Source organism: Methylopila sp. 73B (assembly GCF_000526315.1).
In the GTDB taxonomy this organism is placed as follows: Bacteria; Pseudomonadota; Alphaproteobacteria; order Rhizobiales; family Methylopilaceae; genus Methylopila.
Map to the genome: position 1 here is coordinate 4,245,222 of NZ_JAFV01000001.1, position 14,779 is coordinate 4,260,000.

A 14,779-nucleotide genomic window follows, 5' to 3' on the forward strand; every position below is an offset into this window, starting at 1 on the left:
GGTCGCGGCGTGCGTTATGGCGCTCGCCGGGTGTTCGACGGTCGATCCCGCCAACGACGGCGGCGTCAGCATCGTCCGGACCGGTCTGATGACCGATCTGTCGGCCCGACAGCCGCGCGGCGACGGCGCGCAGACGCAGGCTGCGGCGCCGGTCTCGTCCGAGACGACCGGCGCGGTCGCGGCCTCCTTCGCGTCCGAACCCGAGGCCGCCGGCGGCTCCCCGCTTCGGCTCGTGACCGAGCGCGGCGACGGCGAGGGCCGGTCCGGCGCGCTCTACCGCCTCAACTTCGAGAACGCCGACCTGCGCAACGTCGTCCAGGCTGTTCTCGGCGAGGCGCTGAAGATCAACTACGTCATGGGCGCCGACGTCGCCGGCCAGGTGACGATCTCGTCGCCGCGGGCGATGAACGCCGAGGAGCTGCTGGGCGCGCTCGAGGCGCTGCTGCAGAGCAACGGCTTCACCATGACCAAGACCGGCGGCACGATGCGGATCACCGCGGCCTCGTCCGTCGGCGGCGCGGCCGAGGCGGCGGACCGGACGACGCCGGGTTACGGCCTTTCGGTGGTGCCGCTGCGCCACGTGTCGGCCAGCACCATGGCGCAGCTCGTGTCCGGCTTCGTGGTGGACGCAGACGGGCTGAAGGTCGACGCCTCCCGCAACGCCATGGTCGTGCGCGGCTCCGGCCCGAAGCGGGCGGAGGCGGTGCAGGCGATCATGTCGTTCGACGCTGACTGGATGCAAGACCAGGCGGTCGGCATCTACGAGGTGCGGCGCGCGACGCCGGAGGTCGTGGTCGGCGAGCTCCGGCGCGTCTTCGACGCCGAGGAGAAGGGCGTGGGCGCCGGTGCCGTGCAGTTCAAGGCGATCGGCCGGCTGCGGGCGGTGATGGTGATCGCCAAGACCCAGGCGCTGATGCGCCGGGCCGAGACCTGGGTGAAGCGGCTCGACCGCGAGAGCCCGGCGGGAGGCGACAACGTCTTCGTCTACAAGGCGCGCTACCGCGACGCCCGCGAGCTCGCCCGCATCATGACGAGCCTGTTCCGCGCTGGCGGCGACGGCGGCGGCCGCGCGGCCGCGACCACCGGCGGGCGCTCCTCGACGGGGGGGTTGGGCGAGGGCTCGGACCTGATGTCCGACAACCGTTCGGGGTCGTCGTCTTCGTCCTCTTCTCCGTCCGGGAACGGCTCGGCGTCGAACGTGTCCGACCGCGGGTCGAACACGGGGGGCGCGTCGGGGCAAGCGGGCTCCTCGCCCTTCAACAGCCCGTACTTCGGCGACGGCGCCAGCGCCGCGGCGGAATCGGGCGGCGGCGGCGGCGGCGCGACCATCGACCTCTCCCGGCAGAGCGACGACCGTGGCGGCGGCAAGGTGCTGATCAGCGCCGATCCCGCCAACAACGCCGTCGTGACCTACGCCGACGGCTTCACCTACCAGAAGATCCTGACCGCGCTCCGGCAGCTCGACTCCGCGCCGCTGCAGGTCGCGATCAGCGCCACGATCGCCGAGGTGCAGCTCAACGACGACATGAAGAACGGCGTCGAGTACTTCGTGAAGAGCGGCGGCGTGGGCCTCGGCCGCAACAACGGCTCGTTCAGCCTGTTCGGAACCGCCGCGAACGCCCTGTCGAGGCAGACGCCCGGCTTCAATCTGCTGATCGGGACGAATTCCAACCCCGACGTGGTGATCTCGGCGCTCGACCGGGTGACGAACGTGGAGGTGCTGTCGTCGCCGTCGCTCGTCGTCGCCGAGAACCAGGTCGCGAACTTCCAGGTCGGCGACGAGATCCCGATCGTCACCCGCCAGGCGCAGAGCGTCGAGAACGTCGACTCGCCGCTCGTCAATCAGGTGGAGTTCAAAAACACCGGCATCATCCTCAACGTCATCCCGCGGATCGGCCAGAACGACGCGGTGACGATGCAGATCGAGCAGGAAATCTCCTCGGTCGCGAGCGGCGCCGACACCCTGACGCCCACGATCTCCAAGCGCCGCGTGGCGAGCAACATCTCAGTCGTCAGCGGGCAGACGGTGCTGCTGGCGGGCCTGATCAGCAAGCGCAACGAGCGCGGCAAGAACGGGCTGCCGATCCTCGGCGACCTCAAGGGCATCGGCAATCTGTTCAGCCAGCGTTCGAGCGCCAAGGACCGCACGGAACTCGTGGTGTTCATCCGCCCGGTCGTCATCCGCAACGGCGAGGACGCCCAGTCGGTGGCCGAGGAGTTCCGCTCCCGGCTGACGTCGATGGGCGGCCCCCGCCCGGCGTCCTACACGAAGTGACGCCTGGGCGATGACCGCCGAGGCCGTCGCCTCCCGCCACGACGGCGCGCTGGGCGCCGCGGCGCTCGTCGCTGCGGCCGCGGGCGGGCTCGGCGGTTCCTGGCTGCTGCTGCCGACGGCGGCGGCGCTGGTGACGGCGTGGATCGCCTGGCGGGACGCGCGCAGCTTCATCATTCCCAACGAGGCCGCCGCGGCGCTTGCGGCGCTCGGGATCGCGGCCCGGCTCGCCGAAGGCGGGGGAGCGACCGACGCGCTCGGCGCGTTGGCGGTCGACGTCGCCCTGACGGGCGGTCTCCTCTGGGCCGTCCGGGAGGCGTATTTCCGCGCGCGCGGCCGGGACGGGCTCGGGCTCGGAGACGTGAAGCTTGCGGCCGCGGCGGGCTGCCTCGCCGGCGCGGCGGGCTTTGCGGTCGCGCTGTTCGCGGCGAGCCTCGCCGGCCTCGTCGTCGCGGCCCTTCGCCGCGCCGGCCGCGAGGATCGCCTTCCCTTCGGCGCTTTGCTCGCGCCGGCGGTCTGGGTCGTGTGGGCGGCGGCCGGCTTCGCGGCCCCGGGTCTCCTCGGATGATCCCGGCGCGCGCGATCCGCCCCGGGCGCGGGGGCTGAGAGGTGGCCACGTTCGAATACCGGGCGGTCAGCGCGGCGGGCCAGATGCTCACCGGCGTGATGGAGGCGGCCTCCCGCGCCGAGGCGCTCGCCCATCTCGAGCGCTCCAACGTCACCCCGATCGACGCGCGCGAGACCCATGGCGGTCCGCGGCGGACCTGGCGCGAGATGCTGACGCCGGAGCCGCCCCCTGAGCACATCACCGCCTTCACGCTCGATCTCGCGATGATGCTGAAGGGCGGCGTCACGCTCGACGAGGCGCTGCAGATTCTGGCCGAGATGGAGTCGCGGCGCTGGCTCGCCAAGCTCATCCGCCAACTCCATGGCGAGCTTTCGGGCGGCAAGAGCTTTTCGACGGTGCTCGCGATGCACCCCAAGACCTTCCCGCCGGTCTACGTCCAGACCATCGCCGTCGCCGAGAGCGCCGGGCGGCTGGAGGCGGCGCTGGGCGACCTCGCCTCGGAGCGCCAGCGCAACGAGAGGCTGAAGCGGAAGTTCGTGTCGGCGATCGCCTATCCCGCCTTCCTCGCGGTCGCGGCGGTGAGCGTGCTGTGCTTCGTGCTGCTGTTCGTGGTGCCGCAGTTCGAGGGCGCGCTGCAGGGCTTCCAGAGCCGCATGTCGCCGTCGTCCAAGATGGTGTTCGACCTGTCCCGCTGGTTTCGCGCCAACGTCGACCTCGTCTTCGGCGGCGCCGCCCTCGCGCTGGCGCTTGGCCTTGTGCTCAGCCGCATCGGGCGGAACGGCTCCCTGCTCGTCAGCCTGCTGGCGCGGGCGCCGCTGACGCGGACGGTTCTCGCCTACGAACTCACCGTCGCCTTCTGCCGCACGCTCTCGATCCTGCTCGCGAACGGCGTGCCGATCACCGCCGCGCTGCGGCTGGTGCGCGACGTGGTGCGCCCGCCGGCGGCGCGCGCCGCGATCGATCTCGCGGCCGCCGACGTCCGGCACGGCGAGCGGGTCTCCGTTGCGCTCGCCCGCCACGGCTTCCTTCCGGCCCACGTCACGCAGATGCTGCGCGTGGGCGAGGAGGCGGGCCAGCTGCCCGACAGCGCCGCCCGCGTCGCGGCGTTCTACGAAACCAAGCTCGAAACCTCGCTCAACCGGCTGACGGCCGTGATCGGACCGGCGATGATGATCGTCGTGGCCTGCCTCATCGCGTGGCTCATCATCTCGGTGATGTCGGCGCTCATCAGCATCAACGATCTATTGGTTTGAACCGCGTCATGTTTTTTTCCCGCCAAGACCGCCGCCAGAGAACCGTCGCGGACACTGAAAGCGCAGCCACGGGCGTGCGCGCTTCGAGACGCCCGCCGAAGGTCGGGCTCCTCAGCATGAGGACCGTTTCGGCGCGTCGAGGCGCTGAACCTCCTCATGCTGAACCTCCTCATGCTGAGGAGCCGACCGCAGGTCGGCGTCTCGAAGCACGCACCCCCGCTCCCAGAGCCTCTCTCGTCCGATCCGGAGCGGCCCTGCGGGACGCCGAGGGCGGCTTCACGCTCGTCGAGCTGCTCGTCGTGCTGGTCATCCTCAGCCTCGTCATGGGCCTCGTCGGCCCGCGGGTCCTGAGCTACCTCTCCAGCTCGCGCGAGCGCGCGGCGAAGCTGCAGATCCAGTCCTTCGCGAGCGCCCTCGACCTCTACTTCCTGGACATGGGCCGCTACCCCTCCGCCTCCGAGGGGCTGGCGGCGCTGGCCCGCGCGCCCGCCGGCGAGAGCCGCTGGGCCGGCCCCTACGTGCAGCAGGGCTCCGTCCCGGCGGACCCCTGGGGCAAGCCTTACGAGTACCGCACGCCCGGGCGCGGCAAGCCCTACGGCATCACCTCGCTCGGCGCCGACGGCCAGCGCGGGGGCGAAGGTGAGAACGCCGACATCTCCAACGACTGACCGCGGAGACCCGCGCGCGGGCTTCACGCTGGTGGAGCTGATGCTGGCGCTCGCCGTGATGGCGATCGTGGCGGGCCTCGCGCTGCCTTTCGTGCGGATCGAGGAGAGCTACGCCGGCCTGCGCGCGCAGGCCTACCAGGCCGCGGCGCTGCTTCGGGCCGACCGCGCCGCCGCCATGCGCGCGGGCCGCACGGTCGTCGCGGGCGTCGATTTCCCCGGCCCCCGCCTACGCTCGGGCGCGACCGGGGCGGTGGTCGACCTCTCGCGCGGGCTCGCGGTGCGCGCCTCCGGTCTTCGGCAGGGCGGCGTGGCCTTCTACCCCGACGGCCGCTCCTCCGGCGGCGCGCTGGCGCTCGCCACCCGCACGGCGCGGATCGACGTCGTGATCGACGAGATCACCTCCAGCGTCTCGATCCGGCCGAAGACCGCGGACGAGCGATGAGGCGCGCCATGAGACGCGCGGCGAGGGGCGGGCGGCGCGACGGTTTCACGCTGGTCGAGACGCTGGTGGCGCTCGCGGTGGTCGCCGCCGTCGCGGTCGCGCTCCAGCGCGGCGTGGTCTCCGCGCGCTTCGCGCTCGCGCGCGCCGAGGCGCTGCTGGAGGCGGAGGCGGTCGCCCGCGACGTGCTGGAGAACCGGCTCGACGCGCTGGCGCCCGCCGTCGGGACCCGCCGCGGCGACGACCGCGGCCTCGTCGTCACCGTCACGAGCGAGGCGCTCGACCTTCCCCTGCCGCCGCCCGGCCCGCCGGATCCCGCGCAGGCCCCCGCTCAAGCGCCGGGCCGCGAGGCGGGACGGCCTCCGGCGCCGGGGCAGGCCCCCGTGCAGGTCGCGACCGGCACGCCGCCACAGGCCGGCGAAGGCGCGCCCGCCGAAGCGGCGGCCGACGCGGCGCTCGGCCGGTTCACGCCGTTGCGTGTGACCATCCGGGTCGATCCCGCCATCGGGCCGCCGCTGGTGGTGGAGACCCTGCACGCGGCGCCCGCGCCATGACGCGCCGTTTGGGGAGCCGTGACGCGAGGACACACGCCGCCGTTCCGGGCGAAGTCCCGGAATCCATGACCGCGACGGGGGGGAACGATCGGCGCCGGCGTGGTCATGGGCCCCGGGACTTCTCCCGGGGCGACGGCGGAGAGCGGAACGGCGAGGCGGGGTACCTGCTGGTGGAGGCGCTCGCGACGCTGACGCTCGCGGCTCTGCTGCTGGGCGGCCTGCTGGCGCTCGGCGGCGGCCTGTCGCGGGTCGCGGACCGCATCGCCGGGCGGGTCGAGGCGACCGAGGCCGGCCGGCTGGCGGTCGCGGCCATGGCCCGCGACATCGCGCAGCTCTCCCGCCGCCGGTTTCCCGGCGCGCAGGAGCCGCGCTTCGCCTTCTACGGCCAGACCGACCGAATCGTCTTCGTGGTCGAGGCGCCGCAGCAGGACGGCCTGGCCCGACCGGTTGTGGTCGCCTACCAGGCCGACGGGCCGGGCGCGGCGCTCCGGGCGGAGGGCGAGCTGCCGGTGGATGCACAGAGCCTGGACGACGTCGCCCTGTCGCGCCCGCACCGCATGCCGTTCGGGGACGCCGAGCTGCGCTTCGCCTTCGTGGAGCGCCTGAAGAGCGGCGGCGAACTTGTCACTGACGCCTGGTCGCGCTCCGACCTGCTGCCGGCCGCGATCCGGATCGACCGGCTCGATCCGGCGAGCAAGCGTCTGGTCGCCTCCCGCCGCGTCGCGATCGTCGCGGAGACGGAGCCCGGCTGCGCCGCGGCCGAGATCGCCTTCTGCAGCACGAAAAAGAAGCCGCGGCCCGGCGCCGCGTCGCCCGACCAGCCTGGGCCGCAACAGGGCGGGCCGCAGCCCGACCCTCCGGACCGCGGCTGATGCGGGGCGGGCGGGACGGGTTTGTTCTGGTGTCGGCGCTGGCGGTGCTTGCGGTGCTCGCCGCGGTCGTGGTGGGCGCCAGCGTGCTGGTGCGCTCCTCGGTCGCCGAGGCGCGGCTCGCGCGCGACCGTCTGACGGAGGATGCGCTGGTCCACGCCGGCCTCGAGTTCGCGGCCTATCAGCTCGTGGCGCTGCGGCGGCCGCCGTCGGAGCTCGCGGGCCAGCGGCTGCGGCTCGACGCGGGCGTGGTGACGCTTTCGGCGGCGGCGGAGGCCGGCAAGGTCGACCTCAACGGAGCCGATCCCAAGCTGCTCGCAGGGCTCTGGCGCGCGCTCGGCCTGACCTCGATGACGGCCGAGACCTTCGCCGACCGCGTGGTCGACTGGCGCGATCCCGACGGCAAGCGCGGCCGTTTGGGCGCCGAGCGCCGGGAGTACGGGGCCGCCGGCCTTCCGGGACCCGCCGACGACGCCTTCGCGACCGTGGACGACGTGCGCAACGTGCTCGGGGTCGGCGTCGCCGAGGCGCGGGCGCTAAAACCCTTCCTGACGGTCGCGAACCCGCGCGGCCGGGTGTCGGCGCTTGAAGCGCCCCCGGAGGTGCTGCGCGCGACGCCCGGCCTCGGCCGGCCCGTGATCGACCAGATCCTCAGCCTTCGGCGGCGCGGGGCGGCGTCGATGGAGGCGGTCCAGCAGCTGCTCGGCGGCGGGTCCACGGCGCCGCTCGGGGCGTTCTACGGGCCGGCGTTCCGCGTCGAGATCGCGATCGAGGACGCGCGCCGGCGGCCCGCGCGGGCGTACGAGATTCTTAAGGGCGAGGGGCCGCGGCTGTTCTGGGTGCTGCGGGAGGAGCGGTGAGGCGCGCTGGTCACGGATTCGCGAACTGTCGCCGCGCCATCTTGCGCTGCGGCGCCGGCGATCTAAGTCACGGCTCACCAGAACGGTCCGGGCCCCTCTGGCGATCCTTTCACGGTCGCGATGTCGGACCTGCGCTTCAACCAAGGCGCAGCGTCGACCTGTGTCCGCGCGCGCTTGAGACCGTGAGAGATCATCCTGATGGAGCTTCTTCCGTCGTTCCTGTTCGCCGAGATCGTCGGCAAGCCGGCCTGGCTCTGGCTGGCGTTCCTCGGCCTCGTCGCGGTGCTGCTCGCCTTCGACCTCGGCGTGCTCAACCGCAAGGGCAAGGAGCTCGGCGTCGCCGAGAGCCTCAAGCTCTCCGTGTTCTACATCGCCGTCGCGGTCGCCTTCGGCGGCTGGATCTGGTGGTCGATGGGCGCCGAAGCCGGCATGAACTACTACACCGGCTACGCGATCGAGAAGGCGCTCTCGATCGACAACGTCTTCGTCATCTCGCTGATCTTCAGCTACTTCGCGATCCCCGCCCGCTACCAGTACCGCGCCCTTGTCTGGGGCATCCTCGCGGTGCTCGTGCTGCGCGGCCTGATGATCGGCGTCGGCGCGGCGCTGGTGCAGGACTACGACTGGATCATGCTGGTGTTCGGCGCCTTCCTCGCCTTCACCGGCGTAAAGATGCTGTTCGCCGGCGACGAGGAGGCCGACCTCTCCGAGAACAAGGCGGTGCGCTGGCTGTCGAAGCGCATGCGCGTGACGCCGGAGCTGCACGGTGAGCGCTTCTTCGTGCGCCAGCCGCACCCGGCGACCGGCAAGCTCGTGCTGTGGACGACGCCGCTGTTCCTCGCGCTGGTCGTGATCAACATCGCCGACCTCGTGTTCGCGGTCGACTCGGTGCCGGCGATCTTCGCGATCACCACCGACACCTACATCGTGTTCACGGCGAACATCATGGCCGTGCTCGGCCTGCGCGCGCTCTACTTCGCGCTCGCGGCGATGGCGGCCCGCTTCGCCTACCTGAAGTACGCGCTCGCGCTTGTGCTGGTGTTCATCGGCGCCAAGATTTTCTGGGCGCACTTCTTCGGCAAGGTCGATCCCGCGATCTCGCTCGGCGTCACCCTCGCGCTCATCGCCGGCGGCGTGCTGGTCTCGCTCTGGAAGACCAAGGGCGAGCCGATCCCGGCGACGATCGACCAGCGCTGAGCCGTCGCCCCGGGTCCCGTCCCGGGGCGGCCTATCCCGCCACTCATCCCGCCGCCCCGGGTCCGTCCCGAGCCGGCGGGATGTCCGATTCCGGGCCCTCGCCTCCACTAGGAGCGCGTATCGTCGCGTCGCCGCGCGGCGAGGGCGGGCAAGCGGCGGCGATGACCTATAACGCCCTGTGGGATCCCTCGCGGAGCGTCGCGCCATCTTCTCCGGACCTCTCCAGCCGTTCGAAATCGCCGTCACCGCCGCGCATATCGCGGCGGCGTCCGCCGCGACCGTGCACGCGCTGCTGCGGAAACGCGACGTGCGGGCGGCGATCGGCTGGATCGGCGTCGTCTGGCTGTCGCCGCTGTTCGGCGCGCTCCTCTACTTCGGCTTCGGCGTCAACCGCGTGCACCGCAAGGCGCAGCGCCTGCGCGGCCTCAAGAGCCCCCGGCTCTATGGCGCGCGCGGACGCGGCGCCGACCGCTCGATGGAGAGACTGAAGACCGCGGTGGGCGCCATCACCGGCGTGGACCTGGAGGAGGGGACCGTCGAGGCCGTGCTCCAGTCGGGCGACGAGGCCTATCCCCAGATGCTGGCGGCGATCGACGGCGCGAAGACCAGCGTCGCGCTCTCCACCTTCATCTTCCGCGCGGACAAGTCGGGCCTGCGCTTCATCGAGGCGCTGGCGCGCGCGCAGCGCCGCGGCGTCGCGGTGCGCGTGCTGATCGACGGCATGGGCGGCGGCTTCTTTCTTTCGCCCGCCTACCGCCGCCTGCGGACCAAGGGCGTGCCGGCCGCGCGGTTCCTGCACTCGATCTGGCCGTGGAAGATGCCGCTGCTCGACCTGCGGCTGCACAAAAAGGCGCTGATCGTGGACGGCGATCTCGCCTTCATCGGCGGGCTGAACATCGCGGCCGAGAACGTTCTGGCCGAGCCCACCCGCCATCCCGTTCGCGACACGCATTTCCGGCTCGTGGGCGGCGTCGTCCAGCAGATCGCCGACAGCTTCGACGACGACTGGGCCTTCGCCACCGGCGAGGACACGCCGGAGCGCGCGCGGCCGCCGGCGCGTCAGATCTCCGGCGCGCCGGCGCGGGCGGTGGCCTCCGGGCCCGACCATGCCGTGGAGCAGCTGGCGCTGGTGCTGCTTTCGGCCATCACCGCCGCGCGCAAGACGATCCGCATCGCAACGCCCTACTTCCTGCCCGAGGAGCAGCTGATCACGGCGCTGCAGCTTGCGGCGCTCCGGGGCGTGGAGGTCGATCTGGTCATGCCCGCGGAGAACAATCACCGCATGGTGGCCTGGGCGTCCGCCGCACATATCCGCCCCCTGATCGAGGCGGGCTGTCGCCTCTGGCGTTCGCCGCCGCCCTTCGACCACTCCAAGCTGATGACCGTCGACGACGACTGGTGCCTGATTGGCAGCGCCAACTGGGACGCCCGCAGCCTGCGGCTGAACTTCGAACTGACGGTGGAGTTGTACGACGGCGCGCTCGCGCAACGGCTCTCCGGGCTGATCGACGCCAAGCGCGGCGAGCCCGTCACGCTCGTCGACATCGACGGACGGATGTTCGCCGTAAAGCTGCGAGACGCCACCGCCCGCCTGCTCTCCCCGTATCTCTGAGGACACGCCGCCGCCCGTGAAGGTCGCTTCGTACAACATCCACAAGTGCCGCGGCACGGACGGCAAGGTCGAGCCCGGCCGCATCGCCGCCGTGCTGGGCGAGATCGGCGCGGACCTCGTCGCGCTGCAGGAGGTCGATCACCGCTTCGGCAAGCGGCTGGGGCTGCTCGACCCGGAAGTCGTGAAGCAGCAGGCTGGGCTGCACCTGCTCGCCCAGTCCGACGCGCCCGGCGGCCACGGCTGGCACGGCAACGCGCTGCTGGTGAAGCGCGAGCCGTCCGTCTACCGCCGCCAGCGCATTCGGCTCCCGGGCGTCGAGCCGCGCGGGGCGATCATCGTCGAACTCGACCTCGGCGAAGGGCCGTTCCGGGTCATCGCCGCGCATTTCGGCCTGCTGCGGCGCTCGCGCGTCAGCCAGGCCGACACGCTGGTCGCAGCCTTCGGCTGGCTGAAGCCGATGCCTACGATCCTGCTCGGCGATCTCAACGAGTGGCGCCGCGGGCGGCGCTCGTCGCTCAACGCCTTCGAGCCGTTGTTCGGCGAACATCCGCATCTGCCGAGCTTTCCCTCCCGGCGGCCGATCTTCCCGCTGGACCGGATCCTCGGCTGGCCGCGCGGGCTGGTGCAGGGTCTCGCCGTCCACAACACGCCGCTCGCCCGCAAGGCGTCCGACCACCTGCCGCTGACGGCGGAAGTCGATCTGGCGCATCCCGGAGCTTTGCTGCGCCATGGCGGGTGATGGGGGAGGAGAGGGCGCGCCGGGGCGCGTGATCCCGGTCGCCGGTTTCGACGGCGTCCTGACGACCGCGGACCTCCCGTTCGACGCGGCGGACCGCGCGGCGATCGCGGCCCACTGGGCCAGTGAGATCGCGGCGAAGCCGAAGCTGTTCGACGGCCGCGTGCTCATCGCGCTGGGCGCCCGGGTCGAGGCGAACCGGCTCGTCGCGCGGCACGTGGAGATCGGATTCTCGGCGTTCCACTGGTGGCGGCTCCGCAGCGAAGCGCGCGGCCTGAGCAACGTCTTCGGCGCAGCCGCCGTCGTGACGGCCGACGGCGCCGTCCTCTTGGGCCGCATGGGCGCGCACACCGCCGCCGCCGGCATGTCCTATTTTCCCTGCGGTACGCCGGATCTGTCCGACGTCGTCGACGGCCGGGTCGATCTCGAGCGCTCGATCGCGCGGGAGCTGCAGGAGGAGACCGGGCTCGCGGCTCCGGTGGCGCGCCCCTGTCCCGAGGCCTTCGCGGTGTTTGCGCCGAAGGTCGCCGCCTATGTCCTTCGCTACGAGACCGATCTCGACGCCAACGAGCTGGAGCGGCGGATCGCGGCGCACCTCGCCGCCGACCCCGAGCCGGAGCTCGCCGGCGTGGTCTTCGTGCGTTCGGTCGACGCGCTCACGGAGACGTCGCCGCCCTACGTACGCCTCGTTCTGCCGCACCTGCTCGGGGCTTGAGCCAAGGTTCACCCGCTTCCGACGGTGGTTTACGCCGCAAACTGATGCGACCAGACGGTGGAGCGCGATCGCGTCTGACGCTTGGACTCCCCGTCATGCCCGGCGAAGCCGGGTATCCACGACTTCGGCGTCGAGCGCTTTCCTAAGTCGTGGATACCCGCGCGAAGCGCGGGCATGACGGCGTGATCAGTCGGAGCCGATCAGGATTTTAGGCCGCGGCCTTCAGCGTCGCCATGTCGATGACGAAGCGGTACTTCACGTCGCTCTTCAGCATGCGCGCATAGGCCGTCTCGATCTCGGCGATCGGGATGATCTCGATCTCGGACGTGATGCCGTGCTCGCCGCAGAAGTCGAGCATCTCCTGCGTTTCGGCGATGCCGCCGATCAGCGAGCCCGCGAAGTTGCGGCGCTTGAAGATCAGGCTGAACACCGCGACGGCGAGCGGATCCTCCGGCGCGCCGACCTGGCAGAGCGTGGCGTCGCGCTTCAGCAGACCGAGGTACTCGTTGATGTCGTGCTGGGCCGCGACGCAATCGAGGATGAAATCGAAGCTGCCCGCGTGCGCGCCCATTTGGGCGGCGTCCTTCGAGATCACCACCTCGTCGGCGCCGAGCTTCTTGGCGTCGTCCACCTTGTTGGGCGAGGTGGTGAACAGCACGACATGCGCGCCCATGGCGTGGGCGAGCTTGACGCCCATGTGGCCGAGCCCGCCGAGGCCCACGATTCCGACCTTCTGGCCGGGGCCAACCTTCCAGTGCTTGAGCGGGGAGTAGGTGGTGATGCCGGCGCAGAGCAGCGGCGCGACCGCCGCAAGCTCGAGATTCTCCGGCAGGCGCAGCACGAAGGCCTCGTCGACGACGATCTCCTTCGAGTAACCGCCAAAGGTCACCTTGCCGGTCTGCTTCTCGACGCCGTTGTAGGTGCCGACGAAGCCGTTCTCGCAGTACTGCTCCAGGCCCTCCCGGCAGCTCGGGCAGGTGCGGCAGGACTCCACCATGCAGCCGACGCCGGCGAGATCGCCGACCTTGAACTTCGCGACCTCGCCGCCGACCTCGACGACCTTGCCGACAATCTCATGGCCGGGCAGGCAGGGGTAGACCGTGTTCTTCCATTCGTTGCGGGCGGTGTGGAGATCGGAGTGGCATACGCCGCAGTAGGAGATCGCGATGCGGACGTCGGTCGGCCCGACGTCGCGGCGCTCGAAGGAGAACGGGGCGAGCGGCTGGTCTGCGGACTCGGTGGCGTAGCCGATGCAAGCGAACATGGAATAAGTCCTTTGATCGAGAAATAGACATGGGGCGCGCGGCTGCGCGGCGCGCCGTCGACGTCATGGGCAAGATAGCGCCGACGGTCGAGGCGACGATTGCGCCATTGCACGGCGCCCCACCACAAACTGCAAGTCGGCGTAGGACGGCGGGTCGCAACGCCGCGTCGTGGGTTCAGGCAGGAAGAAAACGGAGGCTCGCCCCTGTGTGTGCGGGGCTTGCGATCCGCCCCGCGAGGATCAGGCGGCGACCGGCGTGACGCCTGCTCCGTAGACGCGGACCGCGCCCTTGCCGCCGGCCTTCGCTGCATAGAGCGCGGCGTCGGCGCGCGCGAACAGCTCCTCCGGCGTGCCTTCGCCGTGGGCGACGCCCACCGAAGCGCCGAGATCGAGGGCGATCCCGCCTGCGACGACCGCGGTGCGGATCTCCCGGACGATCCGGCCGGCGAGCTCCTCCGCGACGGCGGCGTCGGCCGCCGACAGGAGCACGGCGAACTCGTCGCCGCCGATCCGCGCGACGAGCGCGGCTTCCCGCGCCGCCCGTTTGAGACGATCCGCAGCCTCCGCCAGACAGGCGTCGCCGCGGGCGTGGCCGAGCGTATCGTTGATCTGCTTGAAGCCGTCGAGGTCCACGAGGACCAGGGCGCCGAACCCGTGCTCGGGCGACTGCGACGCGGCCATTGCGTCGAGCCGCGCCTGGAACTGGCTGCGGTTGGCGAGACCCGTCATCGGGTCGAACTCCGCGAGCTGGCGCATCCGCTCCTTCAGCGCCGTCTCCTCGGTGATGTCCTGCTTCATGCCGAAGATGCGCGCCGGCGCGCCGTTCTCGCATTCGACGGTCGCGGTGATGCGGATGACCCGGCGCCGCCCCTTGGCGGTGACGATCTGCACGTCGAGCGAAAAGCCGTCGCGCCGGGCGATCGCCGCAGCCCGGGCGGCCTCCATCTCACGGCGCGCGGCGTCCACGTAGAACGCAAGCGTTCCCCTGCGATCGATGAAGGAGCCGCGAGGCAGGTCGAACAGGTCGTAGACCACGTCGCTCCAGCGCAGCGCCTCGGTCGCGAGATCGCACTCCCAGACGCCGATGCTCGCCGCCGCCGACGCCTGCTCGAAGGTATTGCGCCGGTGCTCCAAAGCGGCCGCCTGTTGACGGATCAACTGCTTTTGCGCGGCGATCTGCGCCTTCAGGTTCAGAACTGCCTCGAGAACGTCCGCCAGATTGGCCTTGGCCGCCATGTCACGCCACACCGCCGCCGTCCGCGCTGTTCGCGGTTCGTGAGGAAGATAATCCGAAAGCGACGAAAAGGGTAATCACAGATCGATGAAGGATATCTGAGCGGTCGAGGCCGTCACAAGCCATGGCGCGCGCGGAACCAGGGCACGAACGTCGCGACGCCGCGCGCGAGCGACGTGGTCGGGGACCAGCCGAGATCGCGCGTGGTCGCCGTGATGTCGGCGAAGGTGTCCTTCACGTCGCCGGGCTGCATCGGTTCGAAGACGCGCACGGCCTCGCGGCCGCAGGCGGCCTCGATCAGCTCGATCAGCGTGAGGAGTTGCTCGGACCGGCTGTTGCCGAGGTTGTAGAGGCTGTGCGGGGCGCGGCTGCCGCCGGGCTTCGGCGCGCCGTCGTCCGGGGGAGGGCGGTCGAGCGCGGCGAGGACGCCGGCGACGATGTCGTCGACATAGGTGAAGTCGCGCCGCATGTCGCCGCCGTTGAACACCCGGATCGGCCGGCCAGCGAGGATCGCCTCCGTGAACAGCCAGACCGCCAT

Annotated in this window: 15 protein-coding genes (1 of these 15 running past the window's edge); 12 read left to right on the forward strand and 3 right to left on the reverse strand. The window is 71.4% G+C overall.

Annotated elements, in window-relative coordinates; translation table 11 throughout:
• Positions 1-88 precede the first annotated feature (88 nt).
• From gspD to K244_RS22395, 12 genes are all read left to right on the forward strand, one after another.
• Complete coding sequence (gene gspD / locus K244_RS0120460; RefSeq protein WP_245259792.1) at positions 89-2,275, forward strand: type II secretion system secretin GspD; 2,187 nt, start codon at positions 89-91, stop codon at positions 2,273-2,275.
• Positions 2,276-2,285: 10 nt separating this feature from the next.
• Positions 2,286-2,840 (forward strand): prepilin peptidase, encoded by a 555-nt coding sequence (locus K244_RS0120465; protein WP_020188168.1) that lies wholly within the window; start codon positions 2,286-2,288, stop codon positions 2,838-2,840.
• Positions 2,841-2,881: 41 nt separating this feature from the next.
• A complete protein-coding gene (locus K244_RS0120470) occupies positions 2,882-4,093 on the forward strand; it encodes a type II secretion system F family protein (RefSeq protein ID WP_020188169.1) in 1,212 nt (403 codons plus the stop codon).
• A 254-nt stretch (positions 4,094-4,347) separates the two neighbouring features.
• Positions 4,348-4,761 (forward strand): type II secretion system major pseudopilin GspG, encoded by a 414-nt coding sequence (gspG, locus tag K244_RS0120475; protein WP_036307198.1) that lies wholly within the window; start codon positions 4,348-4,350, stop codon positions 4,759-4,761.
• On the forward strand, positions 4,733-5,203 hold the full coding sequence (locus K244_RS0120480; RefSeq protein ID WP_155931885.1) for a prepilin-type N-terminal cleavage/methylation domain-containing protein: 471 nt from the start codon (positions 4,733-4,735) through the stop codon (positions 5,201-5,203). Before gspG ends, K244_RS0120480 begins: the two co-directional genes overlap by 29 nt.
• An 8-nt stretch (positions 5,204-5,211) precedes the next feature.
• Positions 5,212-5,754: a prepilin-type N-terminal cleavage/methylation domain-containing protein gene (locus K244_RS0120485; protein ID WP_020188172.1), complete on the forward strand. Its 543-nt coding sequence runs from the start codon at positions 5,212-5,214 to the stop codon at positions 5,752-5,754.
• Positions 5,755-5,819: 65 nt separating this feature from the next.
• The gene (locus K244_RS0120490; protein WP_155931887.1) at positions 5,820-6,626 is read left to right on the forward strand and encodes a hypothetical protein; all 807 of its coding nucleotides are present in this window, start codon (positions 5,820-5,822) and stop codon (positions 6,624-6,626) included.
• The gene (locus tag K244_RS0120495; protein ID WP_020188174.1) at positions 6,626-7,483 is read left to right on the forward strand and encodes a type II secretion system protein GspK; all 858 of its coding nucleotides are present in this window, start codon (positions 6,626-6,628) and stop codon (positions 7,481-7,483) included. The genes K244_RS0120490 and K244_RS0120495 overlap by 1 nt, the downstream gene beginning before the upstream one ends.
• Before the next feature lie 198 nt (positions 7,484-7,681).
• Positions 7,682-8,680: a TerC family protein gene (locus K244_RS0120500; RefSeq protein ID WP_020188175.1), complete on the forward strand. Its 999-nt coding sequence runs from the start codon at positions 7,682-7,684 to the stop codon at positions 8,678-8,680.
• 178 nt (positions 8,681-8,858) lie between these two features.
• Positions 8,859-10,292, forward strand: coding sequence for a phospholipase D-like domain-containing protein (locus K244_RS0120505; RefSeq protein WP_020188176.1), 1,434 nt, complete (start codon positions 8,859-8,861; stop codon positions 10,290-10,292).
• Positions 10,293-10,308: 16 nt separating this feature from the next.
• On the forward strand, positions 10,309-11,031 hold the full coding sequence (locus K244_RS0120510) for an endonuclease/exonuclease/phosphatase family protein (RefSeq protein ID WP_020188177.1): 723 nt from the start codon (positions 10,309-10,311) through the stop codon (positions 11,029-11,031).
• A 28-nt stretch (positions 11,032-11,059) separates the two neighbouring features.
• On the forward strand, positions 11,060-11,743 hold the full coding sequence (locus K244_RS22395; protein WP_020188178.1) for a hypothetical protein: 684 nt from the start codon (positions 11,060-11,062) through the stop codon (positions 11,741-11,743).
• A 208-nt stretch (positions 11,744-11,951) separates the two neighbouring features.
• Here the strand turns inward: K244_RS22395 and K244_RS0120520 are convergent, their stop codons facing one another.
• The 3 genes from K244_RS0120520 to K244_RS0120530 form a co-directional block, all read right to left on the reverse strand.
• A complete protein-coding gene (locus K244_RS0120520) occupies positions 11,952-13,007 on the reverse strand; it encodes an NAD(P)-dependent alcohol dehydrogenase (protein WP_020188179.1) in 1,056 nt (351 codons plus the stop codon).
• A 240-nt stretch (positions 13,008-13,247) separates the two neighbouring features.
• Positions 13,248-14,255 (reverse strand): sensor domain-containing diguanylate cyclase, encoded by a 1,008-nt coding sequence (locus tag K244_RS0120525; RefSeq protein WP_155931889.1) that lies wholly within the window; start codon positions 14,253-14,255, stop codon positions 13,248-13,250.
• A 101-nt stretch (positions 14,256-14,356) separates the two neighbouring features.
• On the reverse strand, positions 14,357-14,779 hold the 3' end of the coding sequence (locus tag K244_RS0120530; protein WP_020188181.1) for an NAD-dependent epimerase/dehydratase family protein. Its footprint extends 579 nt past the window's final position; only the last 423 of its 1,002 coding nucleotides appear in the window; its start codon lies off the right edge, out of view; the stop codon is at positions 14,357-14,359.